General features: G+C 64.3%; 18 protein-coding genes. 12 read left to right on the forward strand and 6 right to left on the reverse strand.

Features of this window, described 5'->3' with window-relative positions; all coding sequences use genetic code 11:
* The first annotated feature begins 286 nt into the window (after positions 1-286).
* Both ABIN76_RS08885 and ABIN76_RS08890 read left to right on the forward strand, forming a co-directional pair.
* Positions 287-1,906, forward strand: a complete 1,620-nt coding sequence (locus ABIN76_RS08885) for a sugar transferase (RefSeq protein ID WP_346959347.1) — start codon at positions 287-289, stop codon at positions 1,904-1,906.
* A gap of 197 nt (positions 1,907-2,103) precedes the next feature.
* Positions 2,104-2,661 (forward strand): acetyltransferase, encoded by a 558-nt coding sequence (locus ABIN76_RS08890; RefSeq protein WP_346959348.1) that lies wholly within the window; start codon positions 2,104-2,106, stop codon positions 2,659-2,661.
* 14 nt (positions 2,662-2,675) lie between these two features.
* On the opposite strand, the gene ABIN76_RS08895 is transcribed toward ABIN76_RS08890, so the two are convergent.
* Positions 2,676-3,458: an SGNH/GDSL hydrolase family protein gene (locus tag ABIN76_RS08895; protein WP_346959349.1), complete on the reverse strand. Its 783-nt coding sequence runs from the start codon at positions 3,456-3,458 to the stop codon at positions 2,676-2,678.
* A gap of 41 nt (positions 3,459-3,499) precedes the next feature.
* On the opposite strand from ABIN76_RS08895, the gene ABIN76_RS08900 reads away from it, so the two are divergent.
* Genes ABIN76_RS08900 through ABIN76_RS08920 form a run of 5 tightly spaced genes read left to right on the forward strand, consistent with a single transcriptional unit; the run spans position 3,500 to position 8,963 of the window.
* Positions 3,500-4,348, forward strand: a complete 849-nt coding sequence (locus tag ABIN76_RS08900) for a glycosyltransferase family 2 protein (RefSeq protein ID WP_346959350.1) — start codon at positions 3,500-3,502, stop codon at positions 4,346-4,348.
* A complete protein-coding gene (locus ABIN76_RS08905) occupies positions 4,341-5,495 on the forward strand; it encodes a glycosyltransferase family 4 protein (RefSeq protein WP_346959351.1) in 1,155 nt (384 codons plus the stop codon). Before ABIN76_RS08900 ends, ABIN76_RS08905 begins: the two co-directional genes overlap by 8 nt.
* Positions 5,479-6,921 carry an O-antigen polymerase gene (locus ABIN76_RS08910; RefSeq protein WP_346959352.1) on the forward strand — a complete coding sequence of 481 codons (1,443 nt, stop codon included), beginning with the start codon at positions 5,479-5,481 and terminating at the stop codon, positions 6,919-6,921. The genes ABIN76_RS08905 and ABIN76_RS08910 overlap by 17 nt, the downstream gene beginning before the upstream one ends.
* Positions 6,918-7,676, forward strand: coding sequence for a CDP-alcohol phosphatidyltransferase family protein (locus tag ABIN76_RS08915; protein ID WP_346959353.1), 759 nt, complete (start codon positions 6,918-6,920; stop codon positions 7,674-7,676). The genes ABIN76_RS08910 and ABIN76_RS08915 overlap by 4 nt, the downstream gene beginning before the upstream one ends.
* Entirely contained in the window at positions 7,677-8,963 is a 1,287-nt protein-coding gene (locus tag ABIN76_RS08920) for a hypothetical protein (protein ID WP_346959354.1), read from the forward strand.
* A gap of 78 nt (positions 8,964-9,041) precedes the next feature.
* Here ABIN76_RS08920 and ABIN76_RS08925 read toward each other — a convergent pair whose 3' ends face one another.
* Together ABIN76_RS08925 and ABIN76_RS08930 are read right to left on the reverse strand one after the other, a co-directional pair.
* Complete coding sequence (locus ABIN76_RS08925; protein ID WP_346959355.1) at positions 9,042-10,475, reverse strand: glycerophosphodiester phosphodiesterase family protein; 1,434 nt, start codon at positions 10,473-10,475, stop codon at positions 9,042-9,044.
* 49 nt (positions 10,476-10,524) lie between these two features.
* The gene (locus tag ABIN76_RS08930) at positions 10,525-10,977 is read right to left on the reverse strand and encodes an adenylyltransferase/cytidyltransferase family protein (protein ID WP_346959356.1); all 453 of its coding nucleotides are present in this window, start codon (positions 10,975-10,977) and stop codon (positions 10,525-10,527) included.
* Positions 10,978-11,415: 438 nt separating this feature from the next.
* On the opposite strand from ABIN76_RS08930, the gene ABIN76_RS08935 reads away from it, so the two are divergent.
* The 5 genes from ABIN76_RS08935 to dcd all read left to right on the forward strand — a co-directional run bounded on the left by ABIN76_RS08935 (position 11,416) and on the right by dcd (position 17,855).
* Positions 11,416-14,340: a LamG-like jellyroll fold domain-containing protein gene (locus tag ABIN76_RS08935; protein ID WP_346959357.1), complete on the forward strand. Its 2,925-nt coding sequence runs from the start codon at positions 11,416-11,418 to the stop codon at positions 14,338-14,340.
* 31 nt (positions 14,341-14,371) lie between these two features.
* The gene (locus ABIN76_RS08940) at positions 14,372-15,097 is read left to right on the forward strand and encodes a hypothetical protein (RefSeq protein WP_346959358.1); all 726 of its coding nucleotides are present in this window, start codon (positions 14,372-14,374) and stop codon (positions 15,095-15,097) included.
* 54 nt (positions 15,098-15,151) lie between these two features.
* Entirely contained in the window at positions 15,152-16,600 is a 1,449-nt protein-coding gene (locus ABIN76_RS08945; RefSeq protein WP_346959359.1) for a polysaccharide biosynthesis tyrosine autokinase, read from the forward strand.
* A gap of 166 nt (positions 16,601-16,766) precedes the next feature.
* Positions 16,767-17,213: an SRPBCC family protein gene (locus ABIN76_RS08950; RefSeq protein WP_346959360.1), complete on the forward strand. Its 447-nt coding sequence runs from the start codon at positions 16,767-16,769 to the stop codon at positions 17,211-17,213.
* Between the two features lie 66 nt (positions 17,214-17,279).
* On the forward strand, positions 17,280-17,855 hold the full coding sequence (gene dcd, locus ABIN76_RS08955; RefSeq protein ID WP_346959361.1) for a dCTP deaminase: 576 nt from the start codon (positions 17,280-17,282) through the stop codon (positions 17,853-17,855).
* Between the two features lie 19 nt (positions 17,856-17,874).
* On the opposite strand, the gene ABIN76_RS08960 is transcribed toward dcd, so the two are convergent.
* Genes ABIN76_RS08960 through ABIN76_RS08970 form a run of 3 tightly spaced genes read right to left on the reverse strand, consistent with a single transcriptional unit; the run spans position 17,875 to position 21,000 of the window.
* A complete protein-coding gene (locus tag ABIN76_RS08960) occupies positions 17,875-19,071 on the reverse strand; it encodes a cation:proton antiporter (protein WP_346959362.1) in 1,197 nt (398 codons plus the stop codon).
* Between the two features lie 5 nt (positions 19,072-19,076).
* A complete protein-coding gene (locus ABIN76_RS08965) occupies positions 19,077-19,559 on the reverse strand; it encodes a cation:proton antiporter regulatory subunit (RefSeq protein ID WP_346959363.1) in 483 nt (160 codons plus the stop codon).
* Positions 19,560-19,599: 40 nt separating this feature from the next.
* Positions 19,600-21,000, reverse strand: coding sequence for an MFS transporter (locus ABIN76_RS08970; protein WP_346959364.1), 1,401 nt, complete (start codon positions 20,998-21,000; stop codon positions 19,600-19,602).
* Positions 21,001-21,130: the final 130 nt, after the last annotated feature.

Raw genomic sequence — 21,130 nt, forward strand, 5'->3', positions numbered from 1 at the left:
AGTCCGGTCTTGGTTACAGGTAATCGGGACCAGTAGTGCGCCTGAATCCGGCAAGTACGTCGAGTGGTTCAGTAAGCGAATAGGGGTAGAGCACACTCGTGTGCACCCAGGGGGCATCTAATTTACTAGGGGAGACCACAGCCAACCCAGCCACTAGAAGGTCTCGCTATGTATGACCAGAAGTTGATGGTGTTCCCGGCCTTATCGCCAACGGATGCGCTTCGCCGGCACCGTGAGTCGGAACAATACGGAGCGAACGGTCCATTCTTGTGCCGGGGCGGCGAGCATGCGTGAGCTCACAAAACGCTCCGAGGTCCACTCAGTCTTTAGTTCCCCGGGGGCCGGCAGCATTCCCGGTCGCCAGCAGCTGACGCGCGGTTCTGCCGCGGGCACCTTGGCATTGCCCTCGCCCATATATTCGTTTCCCGATTTCAAAGCGGCCAGGCTACGGCGCTTGGAAGGCAGTTCACGACGGGAGGGCGTGCGCTGGGCAAACCGCTACCGGCGGCTGCTTCTCATCGCAGACGCCCTGGTGATAACCGCTGTGACAACGGCAGCGCACCTCACGCGGTTCGGCTTAAAGGCGCCGAGCGTGGTGGAGCTGGGCGGGTTCCGACTCGAGTACCTCCACATTTCCGCAGCCATCGCTGCAGCTTGGATGCTTGTACTGGGCCTGTATAAGAGCCGGGATACGCGGATCGTGGGCATAGGCATCGACGAATACAAGCGCGTCGTGAGCGCCAGTGCAATGCTGCTGGGACTCATCGCATTGCTTTGCTTTGTTCTGGACATCGACGTTGCCCGGGGATTCTTTGCTTTGGCCCTCCCCACCGGGCTGTTTGGACTGCTGGCGGCACGCTGGATCCTGCGGCAGTGGTTGACCCAGCAACGGCTCCACGGGCACTATCTTTCCCGCGTAATCGTGCTCGGTAAGCCGAACGACGTCCGTTACGTCGTCAGCCAGATTGAAAAAAAGTCGGGTGCCGCCTACAAGGTGGTCGGCGTCGCGCTTGCCGGCGCGCGCGGTCCCGGCGGCTTCGCCCAGGGCGGAAAGGTGTTCGAGGTGGTTGGCGACGAACGGAGCGTCGTCGCGGCAGTTGCCGCGGTGGATGCCGACGCAGTCGTCGTTGCCGGGCCCATGAAGGGCGGCGGCCGTTATATCCAACGGCTGGGGTGGAAGCTGGAGCAGTCTTCCACCCAGCTGATCTTGACCACCGGCCTCACGAACGTGGCCGGCCCGCGAATCCATTCCCGGCCCGTCGAGGGGCTTCCGCTCATGCACGTGGAGCTGCCGCAATACTCCGGTGCGAAACATGCCTTGAAAAGAATATTCGACGTCGTCATGGCGGCTGCCGCCTTGGTGGCACTACTCCCGGTGTTCGTTTTCCTCGGGGTCCTGATCAAACGGGACAGCCCCGGCCCCGTGATCTTCCGGCAGGAACGGGTGGGCCGCGGCGGTCAAAAGTTCCTCATGCTGAAGTTCCGGTCAATGGTTGAGACAGCGGAAGACGATTTGGCGGGGTTATTGGAACAGAATGAGGGCGCGGGGGTGCTGTTCAAGATGCAGAACGATCCGCGGGTCACCAATGTCGGCCGGTGGATGCGCAAGCACTCCCTGGACGAACTGCCGCAGTTCTGGAACGTCCTCAAGGGCGACATGAGCCTAGTCGGTCCACGGCCTCCCCTGCAGCGGGAGGTCGACAAATACCAGAACAGGGCCCTCCGGCGGCTCTACATCAAGCCGGGGCTGACGGGCATGTGGCAGATTAACGGCCGGTCCGAGCTGGACTGGCAGGACAGTGTCCGCTTGGACTTGTACTACGTCGAGAACTGGTCCCTGGCCGGGGACCTGATCATCATCTGGCGTACCGCCAAGATGCTCTTCAAACCCGTGGGTGCCTACTAAAAATTTGAAGGTCTCTGATACACGAATGCGAGAGGCAAGACAATGACCACACTTGTTTCGGGGGCTAGTGGGTTTCCCGGGGATTGGGCGGCGCAGGCCGCCGCCGCTGGGCAGAGGCTGCCCCGGACGCCGGAGGGGGTGGCCTGATGACTGCCCGTCCATCTCCGGTTCCCGGCACCAGCCGAAGGCAACCACCTGTGATCGACCTGGCCCAGGCACCGGGGGCGGGCGAGGCCTGGGACAGGCCCCGAGCGGTGGTCTATGCGTGGCGAGCCTGTGAACTGCTGCTTGTCAGCAATCCCTGGCAGATAAGTTCGAGGCTCAGGGTCGCGGCGCTGCGCGCGTTCGGGGCGGAGATCGGCCCGGGCGTCACTTTCCGGCCCCGCACCCGCGTCTGCCTTCCGTGGAAGCTGCACATCGGCTCCGGGTGCTGGATCGGCGAAGGAGTCTGGTTCCACAACCAGGACGATGTTTTCATTGGCTCCGATGTTGTGGTTTCGCAGGAGTGCTTCATCACCACAGGTAGCCACCGGGCGCGTACAGATATGGGTCTGATCACGAGCCCGGTGCATATCGACGACGGCGCGTGGGTGACCTCACGCTGCATGGTCCTGGGCGGCGCCCACATCGGCCGGTCGGCCGTGGTTGAGCCCCTGACGGTCGTCCGGGGAGCGGTTCCTGCGAACGCCGTTTATGGACAACAGACGCGACCCGCCGTAACCAGGGAGCGATTCCGGGAAGACGACGCCTGGTGATGGCGCAATCCACCCTAGGGGGCAGCCATGGCGGCCAGGTTCGCGGAAATCAATTTGTACATCTTTCCGGCGAGGTACTCGTGGCCGGCGTCGGTGGGCTGAACGCCGTCGGCGCCGATGTACTTGGCGTCGGCGCCGAAAAACCAGCCCTCGCTCAACGGATTCACGAACGGCACGCCAGCCGCAGCAGCGGCACCAGCGAGGGCCTGGCTATCTGCAACGATGAAATCTGGCACCTTGTCATCCACCCACGCCGGGCCCACCACAATCAACTTCGCCTGCGGGGCGCGGTCACGGATCTCGCTGAAAAGCTCGGTGGCCGCTGCCTTCATGTTGGCCGGGTCCTGTCTGCCGTCGTTCCTGCTCCCAAAGACGACCACCAAATCGGCTGTCGAGCGGAGGCTGGTCGTCGCTGCTTCGGTAAAGGTGACTTTCTCAGGTCCCCTGACGATGTAACCGGCTCCGGCATGGGCGATCACATTCATGTCGACGGGACGGGCTTCGGCATAAAAGCGGGAGCCGACGATCTTGGTCCAGTTGGCGGCACCGTAGCCACCCTGGTCGGAACCTGCCACGTACGAGTCGCCGATGATGTCGATGTTCGGCACCGTGCCGCGGCTGGCCTGTGGGGCGGACACGGAAGGCACCGGGGGCGCGCTTGCGGCCTTGTCTCGCTGGGTCAGCGCGAGAACGACAATGACAATCGCCGCCAGAGCCAGCAGACCAAAGCCCAATTCCTTCGCGTAACGAAATGGGAAGGACGTTCTGTTCCGGTTTCTGCGCTTCAGAAAATCCATTTCCAAATACTACGGGCAATCCACTCCTGAGGGGGAAGTGCATGCAGAAGATACCAGTTTCGGTCCTGATTCAGACGAAAAATGAAGAAGCGAGCATTGAGAAGTGCGTGGCGGCGCTCAGCGGCTTCGACGAGGTCATCGTCGTTGACTCCAACAGCAGCGACCGTACGGCGGAGCTTGCCCGGGCCAGCGGGGCGACGGTGATCAACTTCAGCTGGAACGGTGAGTTTCCGCAGAAGAAGCAGTGGCAGCTTGAGCACGCACCGACCCGCAATCCGTGGATACTCTTCCTGGATGCGGACGAGTACCCGAGCGAGGAGCTGATTGCTGAAATTGCCGCAATCGTCTCGGATCCGTCTGAGCAGCGGGTGGCCTTCGACATTCCGATTTCCTACCATTTTGCCGGCCGGGAGCTGAGGCACGGCCACCAAGTTGTGAAGCGCACGTTGTTGAAACGGGGCTACAACGAATACAAGGACACCGGATTGATGAAACTTCCGGTGATCACGGAATTGGAAGTGCACTATCAGCCCGCTTCTGACGGGGAGGTCGGCCGGACCGTGGGCCTGCTCGCCCACCATGATTTGGATCCCGTGCGCACCTGGTTCGACCGGCACAACAAGTACTCCGATTGGGAGGCGTACATCCACGCGGACCCGGAGATGATGCGCACTGTCCGCTCCTTCAAGAGTGGGCAGGGCCAGCGCTTTGACGTTGTACCCTTCAAGCCGGTGGCGTTCTGGCTCTACAGCTACATCGTCCGGCGGGGTTTCCTGGACGGACGAGCGGGGTTCGATTATGCCATCGCGCTTGCCACTTATTACTGGCAGATCGGACTGAAGACGCGAGAGCTCAAGCGAAGCGGTTGGCGGTTGGCTGACAATGTCTGAGCTGTCAGCGCCAGCGCGCTTGCCCTTGAACGTGCTCCAGGTCGGCGGCCTCGCGGGCCCCGGAGCCCTGGCGGGCGGAGTCTGGGCAGTTGCGCGGATGCAAAGTGCCGCGCTTGCCCGCCTCGGCGCGACCGTAGAACTCGTTGGGGGTTGGTATGGGATTCCCCCAGCGGCGCGCCCCGAATCATGCGAAAAGATCTTTCGAGTGCGCCGGCCCTACCGAGGTGCCCGCCTCAAGCTTCCAATCGGGGTGGGCATGGTCAGGTATGTCTGGAACCAGGGCCGGCAGGCGGACATCGTCCAGCTTCACCTCTGCCGCGATTTCATCACCACCCTAAGTGCAGTCCTTCTCGGCCGGGCCGCTGTTCCTGTCATCGCGCAGGCGCACGGCATGCTTGCGGCCCCCGCTTCGCGCAGTCTGCGCCTATTCGACTCGCTCATTTTCAGCCGGGCAATCAGGGCGCCGCGGTTGTGGCTGACCTTAACTGAGGCGGAAGAACGGAACCTGGAATCCCTGGGTGTGCCACGGACGAGGATGCGCCGGGTGGTGAACGCCACGGGAAACCCTGGTGCGGAGTGGGAGGACCCGGAGGAAGCAACATTCTTGTTCGTATCGAGGCTCGCGCCACGGAAACAGCCCACGGTTTTCGTAGCGGCGGCTATTGCACTCCTGCGGGAAGGATCGCAGGCGCGTTTTGTGGTCGCGGGGCCCGACCAGGGCGAGCTGGGTGCCGTGCGGGCCTTGATCGATGCCTCCGGGTTCAAGGACCGGTTCGAGCTCCCGGGTGAACTGACCGAGTCCGAGGTTCGGAAGGCGCTGGCCCGGGCCACGGCCGTCGTCCTCCCGGCGCGCCACGAACCCTACCCGATGGTCATCATCGAGGCCGCGGGCGTTGGAACGCCCATCATCCTCACATCCGAATGCGGCCTTTCCGCGAGCCTCGCGCAGGCAGAAGCTGCCGTTATCGCCGAGCCTGTGGTATCGGAGTTCAAGTCGGCCATGGCTGCAGTAGAGGCAGATGCCGGGCTACGGCACGGCTTGAGCAAACGGGCGCGCGAACTGCATTCGCGCCTGTGGTCGGCGGAATCCCTCGCCGAACGCCTCATCGACTTTTACGCGGAGGCAATCGATGCCGGCCGGAGCTGACCTCCGGAGCGGCGTCCAGCTACCGGCTGGAACGAGGACAGGCACCCGGGCAGGGCTCGCCATCGTAGCGTTCCTGTGCTTCGCCGTCGCCATTCCGCTGGTCCTCCGTGCCACGTCCGAAGCTCGCTACAGCGATGCCGAGTTCCTGATCCGGTATACCACGCTGCTGTACTCGGCCTTCCGGATAAGCGCAATCCTCTGGAAGGATCCGGTGCGTCCGGTGGCCGGCGTCTTTTGGATGTTCGTGTATATCTGTCTCGGCGTGGTCCCGCTCGCTCAACTGTCCACCGGGGCGTCCAACATTCTGGCCGTCCAAGTCGACGACGCCACGTTGCACACCACGACCGCGGTGGTCCTACTCGGCTGCCTCAGTTTCGACTTGGCATACCATCTGAGGATCTCCCGGGATATCGGGCGTCCGCTTCAACTGCGCAACCTGCGCAGCATGGACGCCCTGCGGATTTTTGCCTCGGCGGCCCTCGTAGGAGGGTTGGCCTATGTCGCTCAGGTGGGCGGTATTGGCGTTTTCTTCACCAGCCGCCAGGAAGCTGGCCAAGCCCTCGATCAGTTGAGCCCGGACAGCGGGCAGGCCGTCCGTGCCATCGTCTCCGCGTTCGGGTCAGTGACCTGCCTCGTGGGCCTCGTTTTCTACGTCCATGCATTACGGGTGCTTCGCAGCTCCCTGAACCTGCTCGACGCTGCCCTGATAGTGGCGCTGGTTGTGGTCAATCTGGTTATCAACAACCCGATCTCCAACTCGCGGTACTGGTCCCTGGCGGTAATCTTCGGCCTGGTTATGCCTCTGATCGCGTCCCGCAAGTCCCTCTTCAACCTCGCGGTGATCGGTGGGATTGTGGCGGCGATTTTTCTTTTCCCCTTGAGTGACATCACCCGTCGAGCGGCCGGTGCTGGTGCCATGGTGCAAAGCGACTCCGTTTGGCGAATGATTTCCACCAAGGACTATGACCAATTCAGCATGCTTGCCAATACCATCGGGTTTGTCCGGGACGAAGGGCTTACCTGGGGAAACCAGTTCTTGGGGGCCTTGCTGTTTTGGGTGCCACGGGTCATCTGGCCGTCCAAGCCGCTGGACAGCGGGGTCGAAGTAGGCATGTGGATGAGTAGCGTAAACGTTAATCTGTCCTCCCCCCTGTGGGCTGAGGCGTGGATCAATTTCGGAGTGGCCGGGGTGGTTGTCACCTTCGTTGCCCTGGGGCTGTTATGCAGACGACTCGACTCCGGCTTCGGAGCGAAGGCGTTGTCCGCCGGATCGGTTGGCTACCTCGGCGTCTCGATCTTCTCCGGTTACATGTTCATCCTGCTGCGGGGCTCCCTGCTGCAGTCGATGGGCCGGCTCATGATCCTTGCCCTAGCCATCGCCTACCTCAGCGGGACCGTCAAACGAAAGCCTGGTGAAAGCACATGACCGCGAACAAGCTGGAAAATGCGAGCCCGGGGAAGCTGGATTTCGCGCAGTCCTTCCGGGAGTTGAGGCTGGCGCAGAAGACCAAAAAGGGCGTGCCGCTGTACACCCTTTACATCAACCGGCCCGCGGGGCGGGTCATCGCCGCTGCTCTGAGGAACACTCCGTTCCGGCCGAACCATGTAACATTCGCCGGTGCGGCCCTCACCTATGGTGCTCTGCTATGGCTTGCCTTCGGCGCCGGATCCGGAGCGGAGTTCGCCTTGGCTGGGGTCGCTCTCGCCGGAGGCTTCATCCTCGACTCAGCGGACGGCCAGCTAGCCCGGCTTCAGGGGCGCAGTTCCAAGCTGGGCGAGTGGCTGGATCATGTGCTCGACAGCGGGCGCATAGTCCTGCTCCACGGAGCCGTATTTTGTTTTCTTCTTCGCGCTACGGAGATCCTGCCCCTGGCGTTGGCCGTTCTGTGCGGGAGTTTCCTGTTCGCAAATTCCGCCATCTTCTTCGCGGGCGCGCTCTTTGACCAATTGAACCGTCAGTCGACGCCGAGCCGGCCGGGCGGCAGGCCGGGCAGCCGGAAGACGCTGGTGCGGTCAGTCCTGACGTTGCCTGTCGACTACGGCACGACCTGTCTAGTGATGATCGCGGCGCCGTGGACGGCCATCTTCCTGCCATGCTACGCGGCCTTGGCGCTGTGTCACTGCCTGTTCGCCGCAGCCTACATGGCAAAGTTCTACCGCACCCTCGCGAGGATGGGCTAGATGGGACGGTTCGGTAGATACGTAGCCATCGGCGATCAGGCCGTATCCAGTATTTCAAACTTCGTTGCGGTGGCCATTACGGCCAACGTGGCGACCGCTGGCGAGTTCGGCCACTTCTCCCTTGGCTACGCCGGTTTGCTCCTGTTCCTCGGCGCCCAGCGCGCACTCATTGGAGAGACGCTGCTGGTCAGATATTCGACCGCCGGCGTTCTCGATTCCAAGGGGCGGAGCGCAGTCTTAGGTGCCAGCGTGCTGACAGCCGCCGCCCTCCTGCCGTTGTTGCTCGTGGGCGCCGTTCTGGCAGACGAAAGTTCCAAGCTCCTCTGGCTCATGATCGCCGGCTGCCTCCCGTTCGTGCTCGTCCAGGACACCCTCAGGTACCTGTTTATCTGCGAGGGCCGCCCTTGGCAGGCCTTGTGGATCGACGGCGTCTGGGCCGTCGTGTCGATCGCGTCGATGGGGATCGTGGCCCTTAACACCGGGTCGGTGTGGGCTGTGGTGCTGTGCTGGGGCGGCGGGGCGGCCTTCGCATTGGCTGTGGGCCTCCTCCTGGCGGGTGCCCTGCCCTCGCCCCGAGCCGGGCGGAGCTGGTTGAGGGCAAACCGCAACCCCGGGTGGCGCTACTTGGGCGAGTTCTCCGCCCTCAACGCGTCGAACCTTGTTGTGCTGTACTTACTGGCGATCCCACTGGGGGCCGCAGGTGTGGGCGCGCTTCGGGCTGCGCAATTGCTCTTCTCGCCGCTTAATACCGCCTTCTCCGCGATCAAGATGGCCGTCATTCCTGAACTGGTCCGCTCCAGGGGCACAACGTTGTTCCGGCGGCGGCTGATCGAAACTTTGATGGTGGTGGCGGCATTGGCTGGCATCTGGGGTGTAGTGGTGATGCTCTTGCCGGCCCCCGTCGGATCCCTCCTGTTGGGCGACACCTGGCACTCTGCCTCGGAACTCCGGCTGCCGTACTTCTTGCAATACGTGGCCATGGTTCCCTATACCGTCTTGCTCGCCTACTACCGGTCCGTGCAAGCCAACCGGCTCTCCACGTTCATGCGCGCGGCCCTGGCCCTTCTGACCCTGGCGCTGCCATTGGCTCTCGCGTATGCCGGCGGGACCCGCGCAGCTGCGTGGGCATTCACCCTTGCGGTTGCCGTCGCCGCGGTGGCCGGCGTGGTTGCCACGGCCGTGTGGACGCGTAAGACCCGGACAGAGACGCCGGAGCAGCCGGGTTCGTCCTCCGCGCGGCCCGCCGAGACCCCCCTGCGCGGAGCCGGAGCTGCGGCCCGCCGCTGACGCTCACTGACTTCCGGCCAGCTTTCTGGCTGCCGGGCGGGGCGAGGAACGGTGCGCTTTTGACCCCGCAGTGACCCTTCAACTGACCCGGATGTTCCGGAACTGCACCGGAACAGGATCCGGGTAATCCTTGCATAGGCTGAAGTAGCCTCCGCGGTATTCTCGGTCCATCGTCATTCCGGACCAACCGGCCCCATCTAGCCGGGAGAACCGGACGGACGCCGGAGTTACCTCCACCGCAAACCGTATCCACTCCCCGGCGCGGACAGGAGCCGTCATGATCGACTGAAGACGGGTCCCCGCCGGAGTTCCAGGGTCGCGGCGGTAGAGGACCAGCTCCCCGCCGGGCCGAATGATCAGATGATAGCCACCGACGGTACTCGGCACCAGGACGCGATAAGGAGTGTCATCCTGCTGCCCGAAGGCAATTCCGGCGTGAAGCTGGTCCGACGGGAGCTCTGTTGGCCAGCACATTTCAAAGGCCAGGGTGTGGACTTCCCTTTTGATGGGACCCATTGATCCCAGCCGGTAGCTAAAGTTTTGGTCTGAGGCCAGCAGCACGGAAGCGGATGCAGCATCGATGACCGGCTGGGCATTCCAGCCCTTTTCGATGGTCCACGGCAGGTCACCTGCAGCCCGAGTGCCGGTCGAGAACCGGTCGCGGGTTTCGGCGGCCTCGGAGGACATAAGGTAGGGCACATTCGAGCACATCAGGCCCTGGACGCCAAGACCGGTAACACGGTCGCGTGCCGCGCGGGTGTGGATCTCCCAGCAAAGGACCGGTTTGCCGTAGGCCACCACCCGGCTGATGGTCGCGTCGTCCGACGTGTAGAAGACGCCCAGATAGTCGAACCTGTCGGCCAGTTCGGCCAGCCGGGGTATGGCGTCGGGCATGAAATACCCCCACGTCTTGTAGCCGCGTTTGGCAGCTGCCTTGACCTGAAGGGCCGACGCTGGCTGTTTCCACACAAAATGCTCGGTTGAATCCGGGTAGCTGTCCATAAGGTCGAGCAACGAGTCGGTGTTGGTGCCTTGTTTATCCTCGATGAAAATGACATGCGAGGCGGCAAAGCGGTCGAGGACTTCCCGTAGCTTTGGAATAGGCTCCAGGGGCGTTGCCGGGCCCAGCCAAGCGCGGGCATCAACACGAAGACCGCCCAGCTCGGCATAGTCCAGCTCTGCGATCTTCCTGTCCAGCCCGGTAGACCGCAGCGTGCCCTGGTCGTGATGGCAGACAAGCACCCCGTCCCGTGTCGAGTTCACCGAGACCTCCAGCGCGGAGACGCCGAGTTGTGCCGACTGCGCATACGCCTGCATTGTGTGTTCCGGCCAGTTATCGCCCGAGCCCCGGTGGGCAACGAGGAACCGGTCCTGGGCAAAAAGACTGGCCACAGTGTGAACCGGGGGAGCCTCTGCAGCCGGTCGGGCAGGGGTGCAGCCTGCAAGGAACAACCCTGAAGCGCCCAGGATGAGGGCGTTGCGGCGGGAAAGGACTCCGGAATACTCCGTCATGCTCTCCAAGGAATGTCCCGCCGGACCCGGGGATCTAAGTGAGCGCATCTCACGCCTTCAAGGACTCGTTGTCCTCAAGGCCATTTTCAAGGAGGTTCAGGGCCCGGCGCAGCAAGGTGCTGGACGTGTGCACGGTGTACGGAAAATACACGACCTCCACCCCGAGCGACCGCATGCCGGCCTCCAGCCGGTTCCCCTTTTCGGTTCCGCGCCAATCGTCGCCCTTGAAAATCACGTTGAAGCCAACGGCACGCCACGCATCTGTTTTGTCCATGTAATTGTCTACGACTACCTCATCGACAATACGGATATTCCGGACAATTTCCAGGCGCTCATGCAGAGGAACGACGGGCTCCCGGTTCTTCATGAGGAGCGTGGTCTCCGTAGAGGCCACCCCGGCGATCAGAAAGTCGCAGTGTAACCGTGCGTGTTTGAGCAAGTTGAGATGCCCGACGTGGAAAAGGTCGTAGACCCCTGATGCGTAGCCAATGCGAACAGTCATGACGGGCTCGATTCTTCACGGATGCCGAATAGGTGACAGGCACCTGCCGGCCGTCAAGGCGCTGGGCTGGTCCCCCCGATTTCCATGCTGGAGGTGTTATTGCCCAACGGAAAGCTTTTGAGGGAGAAACGCGTAGGCGATCGGACAAAGCAGGTAGCAGGCTTAGTAAGACAGGTAGGGAGGCCGGAAAACCTAGTAGGAGCAACCGTTCCAGCACTTGGGCTTAGCTGATTTGATCTTTGTAGTTTCAGCTCTGAAGCTCATGATTACGTACGGGGGACCTCCATGCGTCAAAAAATTCCAGCCGTCCTAGCGGGCATTGCTCTCGCTGCGGCCCCACTCATAGCAACCGGCAGCTCCGCACTCGCTCTTTCCCCCGGAGTCGCCTTTTCCGCCAACGACCTTCCGACCTGGCAGACCAACGGCGTCGCCTGGACCATGGCAGAGTCAAACGGCGTCGTCTACGCCGGCGGCACCTTCACCCAGATCCGGCCCCCCGGCACCGCCGCCGGGAGCACCCAGTCCCGGAACGCCGTGAACTTCGCGGCTTTCGACGCCTACACGGGCGACCCGACCTCCTGCGCGTTATCCGTCACCGGCGGCAGCGGAACAACCGTCCGTGCCCTGGCTGTCACGCCGGACGGCAGCCGACTCTATGTGGGCGGGCTCTTCGGGGCGATCAACGGGGTTAACACCACCCGCATTGCCGCCGTCAGGCTTCCGGACTGCACCGTAGACACGACTTTCCGGCCGGCTGTCGTTTCGGCCACGGTCCGGACCATCGCGGCCACCGACTCCGCCGTCTACTTTGGCGGGGACTTCCAGTCCGTGGGCTCCGAGGCCCGCACCCGTTACGCGGCGATGGACCGCAACGGTGCGCTCCTTCCCTGGGCGCCTGCCGTTGACGCGTCAGCCCGCGCCCTGGACGTTCCGGCGGGCCGCAACGTCGCCATTCTCGGCGGCGATTTCGCGAACGTTAACGGTGTCGCGTCCCAGTCGATCGCGGTCGTGGATGCGACCAGCGGGGCAAATGTACGGACGTACGGTAGCAATTTCATCTACCGCACGTCATTCACCAAATCCATCGTTGACGACGGACAAAGCTTCTATATCGGCAATGAGGGCACGGGCGGCGGCGTCTTCGACGGCCGGGCCCGGTTCAGCCTGGATACCTATGACCAGGTCTGGCGGGACACCTGCCTCGGCGCCACGCAGGCCGTCGACGTCTACAACCGTGTTCTGTATGCTGCGAACCACCAGCACGACTGCTCCTCCATGAACGAGATGGCTGACGGTGAGCGGCAGCATCTGACAGCTCAGAGCGTGGACAACCCGGCCCCCCAGCTGGGCTGGAGCCCGGATACCAACGAGGGAATCGGTGAAGGCATCGGCCCGCGCGCGCTGGTCCACACGACCAAGGGTTCGGGCGACGTGCTGTGGGTTGCCGGTGAGTTCACCACGACCAACGGAAAGGCCCAGCAGGGCCTGACGAGGTTCGGCCCCGGCCCGGGAACAGTGGCACCCTCGGCGCCCAGCAACGTCAGCGCGGCGAGCCTGGCGACCGGCGAAAACCAGATCCGGTGGCGTGCCAGCCTGGACAACGACGACTCCGAGCTCACCTACAGCGTCTACCGCAACGGCTCATCGGCCCCGCTTGGTACGGTGCCAGGCAGTTCGCTCTGGTGGTCCACCGGCCAGGTGTCCTTCACCGACAAGACGGCAGTCCCGGGAACGCAGTACAGCTACCGCATCCGGGCAACAGACGGCACCAATACCGGCCCGCTCTCGGCGTCAGTTTCCGTGACGACGGCCCGAAGCAACGCTGCGTACCCGGCAGCCGTGCTGGGGGCAGGGGCCACCACGTTCTGGCGGTTGGACAATGCCGGCCCAACAGTTGGTGCCGACAGCTCACCGGGGAACAACCTGGAACTGAGCTACGGGGGACCGGTCTTCGCCGGCGACTCCGGAGCAATCGTGAATGACACCAGCAAGTCGACGACCTTCAATGGCACGAGCGCCTTCGCCTACGGCCAGCTCCGTGGAAACGCTCCGGAAGTTTACAGCGCCGAAGTGTGGTTCAAGACGAACACTACCCAGGGCGGGAAGATCTTCGGCTTTGGCAATGGCCAGCCGAACCGGCACGGCACCAATCCCGGGCTCAGCTCAAGCTATGACCGCAACCTGTATATGACCAACGCGGGCACGCTGATCTTCGGGGTTTACACCAACGGAACCAAGACCGTCACCACAGCGCTGCCCTACAACGACAACGCCTGGCACCACGCGGTGGCGACCCAGGGAAGCGACGGAATGCGACTCTACGTTGATGGCAGCCAGATCGGGGTGTTGCCCAACCAGACGACGGCCCAGAGCTACTGGGGCTCGTGGAAGGTCGGCGGCGACCAGTTGAACTCCTGGCCGCTGCGGCCTCGGAGCAACTACTTTGCAGGCTCCATCGATGAATTCGCTGTCTACCCGACGGTGCTGTCGGCAACGCAGGTCACCGACCACTACGAGCTCGGGAAGGGGATCGGACAGCCGGTTCCCGACACGCAGGCGCCGGCGGCCGTCACCGGGGTATCGGCCACTGCCGCCGCAAGCGACGTGGCGGTTTCCTGGAACGCGACCACCGACAACGTCGGGGTGACCGGATATCAGGTCCACCGTTCCGGCACCAGCGGCTTCACGGCATCAGCAGGCACCCTCGTCGCGACCGTGGACGGGAGCACGCTGAGCTGGACTGACGCCGGCCGACCGGCCGGAACGTCCTACTACCAGGTGCTCGCAGCCGACGCGGCCGGCAACGTCAGCGGTCCGTCCAACGAAGCCTCTGCAACGGTGGTTCCGGCGCCGGAGCCAGTAACGCTTACATTGACCCCGACCGCGGATACCTACGTCAATGCGGGCGCTCCTAATACGACGGCGGGGTCCTACACGACCCTGGCGACGAGGGGCACCTTGGCCTATATCACCTACATGAGGTTCAACGCGACGGCGGAGGTCCCCGCGGGCCAGCATCTGGTGTCGGCGTCGCTGAAGTTCTCCACCACCTCTGATTCGTTTGCCGGCTCCACCGATCCGCAGCAGACGGTAGCGATGGCTGGAGACTGGTCAGAGGCGACGACAACCTACAACAACCGCCCGCAAACCAGCAGCACCCTGCTGGGGACACTCAGCGGTCCGACCCTCCCGAACGCGTCTTACTCAATCGACCTCGACCCGAACGCCATCTCGGCAGCCCTCGCCGGGGACATCAACTTCTCGATGCAGAGCCAGGGAACAGACAACATGTGGTTCTTCTCGCGGGAAGCCTCGGTGGCCAAGCGTCCGGCACTGGTCTTGAAGTTCGAGCCCAACGCCTAATCCAGAAAAAGCTCTCGAAAGAAAACATCCCATGAATAACGGTCTCTCAAAACCCCTGGGAATGGTGCTTCTGGCGGCCGCGGTTTTCGCGGCCGCCGGTTGCACCGCCCCGGAAAGTCCACGTCCCCTCTCCTCGTCCGCCGGTGCTCCGGCGTCGTCGGCCCCGGCTGCGGAGCCTTCGGGTGCTGGTCCGAAGGGCTCCTCCGCCCCGGGTCCCGCGGCCGGAGCCGCCAAGACAGCGGCCCCTGCCGCTCCGGCCGCGCCGTCCGGTGCTGCGCAGGCAGCGCCCGCGCCCACCTTCGCCCCGGCGGAGAAACGCTATCTCGCCTCCAGGGTCCCCAAGGGCACAGATCCGAACGCTGTCCTGCAGGTCGGTCAGGAGCGCTGCGCCCAACTTGAAACGGTAAAGGTCAAGGACCCGAAGGCCGTGGTTTCCCACCTGATCGAGGAGCAGGACAGCGAGGAGGTGGACGCGATTGCCGAGCTTTGCCCCGGCCTTCAGCCTCAACTCGAGGCCGCGCGTCGTGGTTTCACCGACGGCAGTTTCACCATCGGCGCCCCGGCGCCCAAGGAAGGCGGCGGGTCGATTTCCGTAGGCAAGTACGAGGCCTGGAACCCGTCCCCCAGCTGTACGCTGGCTGCCTATGACGCCGCGGGCAATACCATCGCGGAGTCCAACGGAGGCTCTGCCGTGACCGTTCCCGCCGGCGCGGTCCGGGTGCTATCGGATGGCTGTTACACCTGGCTGGCGGCATGAAACCGCGCCGATTCGTGATGACTGCAGCGACCGCCACCTGGGGAAGGACCCGCAATGGACGTCCGTGAACAACTGCTCATACTGCGCCGCAGCTGGCGTCTGATCACAGTCCTGGCGCTGCTGGGAACCATAGTCGCGGGCACGGCCTCTTTGCTGACTCCCACGTCCTACACGGCGTCGACCAGTCTTTTTGTCTCGACGCAGAACTCGGCAACGTCGGCGGAACTTCAGCAGGGCAGCGTCTTCGCGCTGGCCCGCGTCCAGTCGTACGTTGACGTCACTTCGAAACCGACCGTTCTCCAGCCGGTCATCGACAAGCTTAATCTCGGCACGACACCGGAGGCCCTGGCCGCCAAGATCAAGGCGTCAACGGCGCGCAACACCGTAATCATCGACATCGAAGCCCGCGACAGGTCCGCCCAGCGGAGCGCGGAAATTGCCAACGCCGTCGCGGCAAGCCTCATGACGGCGGTGGCGGACCTGGAACGGCCGACCAATGGAACGCCGACCCCGGTGCGGCTTAGCCCGGTGGATCACGCCAGCACGCCGACCGAGCCGTCCAGCCCCAACGTGAAGCTGGACCTGGCGCTGGGCCTGCTGTACGGGCTGGCTGCGGGCATCGGGGCGGCGGTGCTGCGACATGTCCTGGATCGCAACATCAGGACCGAATCGGATCTGCGCAAGATGACCGACCTGCCGCTTCTTGCCGGGATCACTGAGCAGGCTGCTGGCCGTCTGCCGGGTGCTGCACCGTCCGTATTGGCCGGCACGGGAGCGGAAGCGTTCCGGAAACTCCGGACCAACCTGCAGTTCGCCGGTGTCAACCGGCCGATGCGCTCAATCGTTGTGACGTCGGCGTCGGCCGGCGAGGGGAAGAGCACGGTTGCCCTGAACCTTGCTGTAACGGTTGCCAAAGGTGGCCAAAAGGTCATTCTGGTGGACGCCGACCTGCGTCTTCCCTCGGTGGCCGCGGCGACCGGCATCGAGGGGGGAGTCGGCCTCACTACGGTGCTGGTCGGTTCCTCCAGCCTCGACGACAGCATCCAGTACTGGTCCGACGACGGCCTGGCGCTCCTCGCCTCGGGACCGCTGCCTCCCAACCCCAGCGAACTGCTCGGCTCGGCAGCCATGAGCCGTCTCCTGGAGGAGCTGCAGCTGAAGTTCGACCTCATCATCGTGGACGCCCCGCCAATCCTCCCGGTCACCGACGCCAGTGTGCTGACGAGAAGCACCGACAGCGTACTGCTGGTAGTCGGAACGAAGAGGGTGAGCCAGCACAGCCTGGCCAAGGCCATCGACCAGCTGAATTTCGTCGATGCCAACATCCTTGGGGTGGTCCAGAACAGGATCCCGCGGCGGGGTCCGGATGCCAATACGGCGTACGTTGCCGGCTACGGCGCCCAGCATCCCGAAACCATTCCGCCCGTGCGCACCCGCGACGCGGAGGGATCCGGGCGGCCCGCGCACGTCCGCCGGGGCGACGTCGTCAGTGTGGAAATCTAAGGAGGCCCCAAAGAAGACGGCCGCCGCAGCCGGCGTCGGTAACTCTTCGGTAAAGGCCCGCCACACAGGGACGTGTGGCGGGCCTTGCTGGATACCCTGAAGTGGTTAGCTGCAGTCTCCGGGGAACGGGCTACGTCCATCAGCCGTCCGCCAAGCGAGGATTTCCGTGGCCTTTGCAGAGTACGAAGTCGTGATTCACCGCGACGCGTTGAGTGTCTACAATTTCCTGCTGGACCCGGGGAACCTGCCGTCCTGGCGGGACGGAGTCCGCGGCGTCGAACTGGTCTCCGGGGTTGCCTGCTCCATGGGGGCCGTCTACCGCCCGCTGTTTGCCGGGTCAGGGCGGCGGCCGGCGGATGCGGACTTCGAACTCACCGCGGCACGGCCCGGAGCCGAGATCCAATTCCAGGTCATTACCGGCCCGGCCCGCCCGCACGGCGGTTACTACCTCAGCACGGAGGGCTGCAGTACCCGCGTCCGTTTTGCCCTCCGGTACCGGCCTGCAGGTGCCGCGCTCCTGGCCTATCCCAAGGTGCGCCGGGCGATGAAGGCGCAGGTCGCCCAGCTGGAGCGTCTCAAGTCCGTCCTGGAGCACCGGCTGGCGGCAGCTTAGGGCGTTGCGGCAGTAACACTGGGCCCAGGCGTACCGGCCGGCCATTACTGGGGTATTTTTGATGCTGTGCTGATCTCTGACCGCGACATTCGTACCGAAATCGATTCCCGGCGCATTGTGCTGGAGCCGTTCGACCCTGACATGGTTCAGCCGTCGTCGGTGGACGTCCGGATTGACCGATTCTTCCGGCTTTTCGACAACCACAAGTACGCCCATATCGACCCGTCCGAGGACCAGCCCGAGCTGACCCGCCTGGTGGAGGTCGACGCCGGCGAGCCGTTCATCCTGCACCCGGGCGAGTTCGTGCTGGGCTCCACCTACGAAACCGTGACGCTGCCGGACGACATCGCGGCGCGGCTGGAGGGGAAGTCCTCGCTGGGCCGGCTGGGCCTGCTGACGCATTCGACGGCGGGTTTCATCGATCCGGGATTCTCCGGCCACGTCACGCTGGAACTCTCCAACATGGCCACCCTGCCGATCAAGCTGTGGCCGGGCATGAAGATCGGGCAGTTGTGCTTTTTCCGCCTGACGTCCGCGGCCGAGCACCCTTACGGGTCCGGCGAGTACGGCAACCGCTACCAGGGCCAGCGCGGCCCGACGGCGAGCCGCAGCCACCTGAACTTCCACCGCACCGAGGTTTAGCCCGGCAGGTGGCGGGGGCCTAGCCGACCGGCCGGACCGGGAGCGCGGTCCGCCGGGCCGGGCGGCGGAGCATTCGCACGATGGGCTCCACAAAGCGGGCCGCCAGCGGACCCATGACAGCCATGATCAGCACATAGGCGGTGGCCAGCGCGGCGAGATCGCGGGGCACCACGCCTGACGCCACCGCGAGCCCGGCGATCACAATGGAGAATTCGCCGCGGGCAATCAGTGCCGCGCCGGCGCGGAAGCGTCCGGGCAGCGCGATCCCGGCCCGCTTGGCGGCCCAGATTCCGGTGATCATCTTGGTGGCGGCTGTCAGTACGGCCAGGACCAGGGCCCAGCCAAGTACCGGCGGGATGGACGATGGATCGGTGTTGAGGCCGAAGACCACGAAGAAGATCGCGGCGAAAAGGTCGCGCAGGGGTTCAAGGATCCGCGTCGCGCTGTGGGCGGTGGCGCCGGAGATCGCGATCCCGAGCATAAACGCGCCGACGGCCGCGGAAACCTGCATGGCGGCCGCCAGCCCGGCGACCAGCAGCGCCGCGCCCAGCAGGTTCAGCAGGAACACCTCTGAATTTTCGCTGTGCACGGCCTTGGACACGTGGTGGCCGTGGCGCAGCGCCACCACGAGCACAAGCGTCACGACGGCCAGGGAAATCCCCACCGTCTGCAGCCCCACCAGGAAGCTGACTCCGGCGAGGGTGGCCGTCAGGACGGGCAGGTACACCGCCATAGCCAGGTCCTCGAACACCAGGATGGACAGGATCACCGGAGTCTCCCGGTTGCCGATCCGGCCCAGGTCGGTGATGACCTTCGCGGCGATCCCGGAGGAAGAGATGTAGGTGACCCCGCCCATGACCATCGCCCCCACAACGCCCCAGCCCAGCATCAGCGCCAGGGCCGCGCCCGGCACGAAGTTCAGCACGAGATCCAAGACGCCGGCCTGCCAGGAGCGGCGCAGGCCGGTGACGAGTTCGGCCGCCGTATATTCCAACCCGAGCATAAGTAGGAGGAGGATGACGCCGATCTCACTGGAGAGATGTGCGAACTCGTGCATGCCCTCGAGCTTGACCAGCCCGCCCGCGCCGAAGAACAAGCCGCCGATCAGGTATAGCGGGATGGGGGACATGCCGATCCGCCCGGCCAGCCTGGCCAGCAGGCCAAGGCAGAACACGACGGCCCCCAGTTCGATGAGGGTCAGGGCGAGCGGATCCATGCGGCTTATCCGTTGCGCAGGATGCTGGCTGCCGTGTCCAGGCCTTCTTGCGTGCCTACCGCAACGAGGAGGTCCCCCGGGTGCAGGACGACGTCGGGCCCCGGGGAGGGAAGCACCTCACCCTCCCGCATAATGGCCACGATCGAGGCGCCGCTGCGGGTCCGGATGCAGGCCTTGCCCATGGGCTGGTTCTGGAAGGGCGAATCCGGGGCTATGGAGAACTGCCGGGTGACGATTCCGGGCACTTCCCGGTGCGCTTCGGAGAGCTGCATGGCCAGGCGCTGCCCGCCAAGCAGGTTGCCAAGGGCCGCAGCCTCGTCGGCGGTCAGCGGGATGGAGGCCTGACAGGTGTCCGGATCGTCCCAGGTCGAGACGATCAGCTCGGTCTGGCCTTCGCGGTACTCGACGACGCCGATCCGGCGTCCCGAGGCGGTCATGAAGTCCTTACGTCGGCCCAGGCCGGGAAGGTCTGTCTCATCCACGTTCATGCCTCCAGCCTAGTGGGCTGGCCGGATTTTGGGGGCAGGTTCAGGCCTCGGGAACCACGGCGATTTCCGTCTTTCCCGGCGGTTTGACGGGCAGCATCACCAGCAGCCCGGCCAGCAGGACAACCATGATGCCAAGGATGCCCCAGCGCTGCGCTTCGCCGGCGGCCACAAGGGGAGTCGCGACCGTGATGCACAAGGTGAAAAGCGCCGGTGCCAAGAAACTGACGGCCCGGCCCGTGGTCGCGTAGAGGCCGAAAAGCTCGCCCGATTCGCCGTGCGGGGCCAGCCGGGCCAGATAGGCGCGGGACGAGGACTGCGCCGGGCCCACAAAGAGGCACAGGAACAGGCCGAACACCCAGAACGTCGTGCTGCCCGCCCACTGCATGCCGAAGAAGGAATAATTACCGTTTCCCAGGACCAGGAGCACGGTTCCAGCGCCGAGCAGACCGATCAGTGAGCCGATAATGACCGCCTTCGGTCCGATCCTGTCGTCCAGGAAACCGCCGAGCAGGGCGCCGACGGCGGCGACGACGTTGCCGAAGATGGCGAAGAAGATCACCTGCTTGAGTTCGAAGCCGAAGGTGCCGGCGGCGATGATCCCGCCGAAGGTAAACACCGCGGCGAGCCCGTCACGGAAGATGGCGCTGGCCAGCAGGAAGTAAATGGTGTGCGGGCTGGTCCGGTAGATCGCCCGGATGCGGCGGACCAGCAGGCCGTAGGACGCGAAGAACCCCAGCCCGGACTGCCGGGCCTTGGGCACTTCCGGGACGGCGAACATCACCGGAAGCGCAAACACCAGGAACCACAGTGCGGAGAAGACCGCCACGAGGCGGATGTTCAGGCTGTCCTCGGTGGAGGCGCCGAACCAGTCGATGCTGGGCTGGACGAAGAGCTGCAGCACGATCAGCAGCGCCACGATGCCGCCGAGATAGCCCGCGGCCCAGCCGAACCCGCTGATTTTTCCGATGTTCGCGGGGGTGGAAATCTGGGCCAGCATGGCGTTGTAGTTGACGCCGGCGAATTCGAAGAACACGTTGCCCAGCGCGATCAGCGTCACCCCGAGGAGCAGGAACTCCGGCCGGGGGAAGACGAAGAAGCACAGGCCGGTCAGGAGCGCGACGGCGGCGGTGTTGACCCCCAGCCAGAGTTTGCGCCGGCCTCCCGTGTCCGAGCGCTGACCCGTGACCGGCGCCAGCAATGCGATGGCGGCCCCGGCGATGGCCAGCGCGGAGCCGAGGACCGCGGAGGCTGCATCTTCCCCGCCGAAGGCCTGGGAGGTCAGGTACACGGTAAAGACGAACGTGGTCATGACCGCGTTGAAGGCTGCGGAACCCCAGTCCCAGGCGGCCCAGGCCAGGATGCGGCCCTTGCCGGTGGCATGGTTGCCGGACTCAAGTTCGGAGCCCGGGCGCATGGCCTCGGCGGCGGTGGCGGAATTCATAGCCTGATGTTATCCGTCCGCGGCGCGCAGCCGACGAAGAAACGGTTCCGCCAAAAACAATTTGTGCACGCTTGGTAAACTGTCCGGACCGAACCTAACCAATGCGCCGCCTGCTCCAACTCTTGATAAT

Origin of the sequence: uncultured Arthrobacter sp., assembly GCF_964021775.1 — a bacterium.
Lineage (GTDB): Bacteria > Actinomycetota > Actinomycetes > Actinomycetales > Micrococcaceae > Arthrobacter.